We start from the raw sequence: 2,176 nt of genomic DNA on the forward strand, positions 1-2,176 counted from the left end.
ATCCAATACAGTTGCTTTGCTTGGAAGTACAGGTCCCTTACCGTTGTCGATTGCTACACCCTTCAAACGACCCTTATTCGCTTCATAGTATGCCAAGCCAAAATACCCCAGAGCATTCTTGTCACGAGACACACCTTGTACTAGGACGTTATCGTCCTCACTGCCTGTATAGTCAGTACGGCTAGACTTAGAACGACCGACAATAGCCTCTGTAAAGTAGTCGAAGGTACCAGAATCAGCACCAGCACCATATAGAACAAGAGGAGCATCAGGCCATCCAGGACGAACTTGACTCCACTTGGTAATAGTACCCTGGGCTGCAGGTTCCCAAATCTTCTTCAACTCAGCAACAGTCATCGATGTCGCCCAGTTATTTTCAGGATTGATCACCACAGTCAATGCGTCATAGGCAACAGGCAACTCGATGTAGCTGATTCCATTAGCTTTACAGGTGTCAATTTCCCGCTGCAGGATAGGACGAGAAGCATTGGAAACGTCGGTTTCACCAGCACAGAACTTACGGAAACCACCACCCGTACCAGAGATGCCAACAGTCACCTTGGGAGCACCGGGCTGCTTTTGAAACTCTTCAGCTACAGCTTCCGTAATTGGGAAAACGGTACTAGAACCATCAACTTTAACCGTAGCAGTCTGAGCACTAGCCAAGGAAGGCACGAATGCTGCCACTAGGGCCATGAACAGACCCAAGCCAGCTAAGAGTACACGATTTAACTTAAGCTTCATTCCTTTCACCATCATAAGACTTGCTCCATGAAGCTGAACGTATAGGACATAGTTCAACACCGCTAGGCTACAAGGCGTTAGTTAAGAACTCATGATCAAAAAGTTATCAATAGTTTATGGAATACTTAAAGTTAGGTCAGAAGCTTCTGCTATTCTCATTCAAGCTAATGTCAATAGTATTATTACTGGAATAAAACAAAAGTAGTAGTGTATTTTACACTAAAAGCCACTAGGGGTTGCCATTTCCCCTTAATGTCCTTATCCATATCTACCTTTTGCCATGAGCAGTTCTGTCAAGACCAGTAGAGCTATTGACTCCCATAGTCTTCGCTAGCACCTAGCAGCGACCTACAGGCAGTTACCTAAGCGGGAGCAGCTATTGGTTCGTCTGCTATCGGTGAGTTATGAGCCACTAAATTGGAACATGATTTTGCTTTGTTGAAATTTGTTTGAAGGGTGCATGAAGCCAGGAAGGCCTTTGACAGCAGATAGCTTAAAGTCGTCTGTCGATCGCCTGCTGAAAGCTGGTGTGTTGATCCAACCGGTCGGCCAGAGTCTACAGTGTCATCCGTTGTTATCAGAGATTGCTACCCGTGATGCTGTAGAAGCAGAGCAATTCGAAGCGATGGCTGCTGTTATGACTTATGACTAAAGTATGTCCTAAGTATGTCCTATCCCACGGCGCTGGAAAGATGGCCCCTACTACTTTACAAGCGATCGGCAATTGGTACGTGAAGTGCGGTTAGCTATTTATCAACGTGATCTAGCATCGATTCCAACATTGCTGCATGACTATCAAAAACACAGCTATCAGCGAAATGCAGTTTCACTTACAGATATATTGCTAGAAATTTGTAATAATCCCTTCGATGCAGATTGGTTACAGACACTGCCATCCGAGCTACCGGATGTTGCCTTAACAGGATTCTTGAATGCATCTCTGCTAGAGTTGACCCTAGCCGATGACGCTCTAGAGCTGTTGCAAGTGAAGTGTGTAGGAGGGGGTGGCTCTACTGTTCAGCGGGTATTGCTAATTGAGCAACTCTTGCTGCGGAGCCGGTTGCCTAATGCTCAGCACGCTCTAGAGCAAATATTTCCGCAAGATAGCGTTGGTGATTTGCAGGGTTGGTTGGCTGTATTGCAGGGAGACTATGAGGCGGCGATCGGCCATTATACAGCAGCTCTAAAAGCACTTCGCAAGCTTACCGGCAAACGTAAAGCTTACTTTCCATCCGTGAGTGGTCTCTTTTTCATCCTAGCCTTGTTGCAGAAGGAAACAAGTGCATCTCTCCAGCAGGCTGAAACCTTAATTGCTTCAGCGCAGCAACCTGATCATTGGCTCTGTCTGGTTTATGAACCATTAGGAATGTTTGTGCATCTTCGGCGAGGTGACATGACCCAACGGGAGTTGCTCCTTGCCCAAACACCCTGT

Annotated in this window: 3 protein-coding genes; 2 read left to right on the forward strand and 1 reads right to left on the reverse strand. The window is 46.4% G+C overall.

Annotated elements, in window-relative coordinates; translation table 11 throughout:
• The coding region (locus NZ772_17800) for a PstS family phosphate ABC transporter substrate-binding protein (protein ID MCS6815409.1) at positions 1 to 744 on the reverse strand (744 nt) is incomplete at its 3' end.
• Positions 745 to 1,222: 478 nt separating this feature from the next.
• Here NZ772_17800 and NZ772_17805 point away from each other — a divergent pair.
• Positions 1,223 to 1,396, forward strand: a complete 174-nt coding sequence (locus tag NZ772_17805) for a hypothetical protein (protein MCS6815410.1) — start codon at positions 1,223 to 1,225, stop codon at positions 1,394 to 1,396.
• A gap of 84 nt (positions 1,397 to 1,480) precedes the next feature.
• On the forward strand, positions 1,481 to 2,176 hold a 696-nt coding region (locus NZ772_17810; GenBank protein ID MCS6815411.1), incomplete at its 3' end, for an ATP-dependent helicase.

The organism is Cyanobacteriota bacterium (genome assembly GCA_025054735.1).
Taxonomy (GTDB): Bacteria; Cyanobacteriota; Cyanobacteriia; order SKYG9; family SKYG9; genus SKYG9.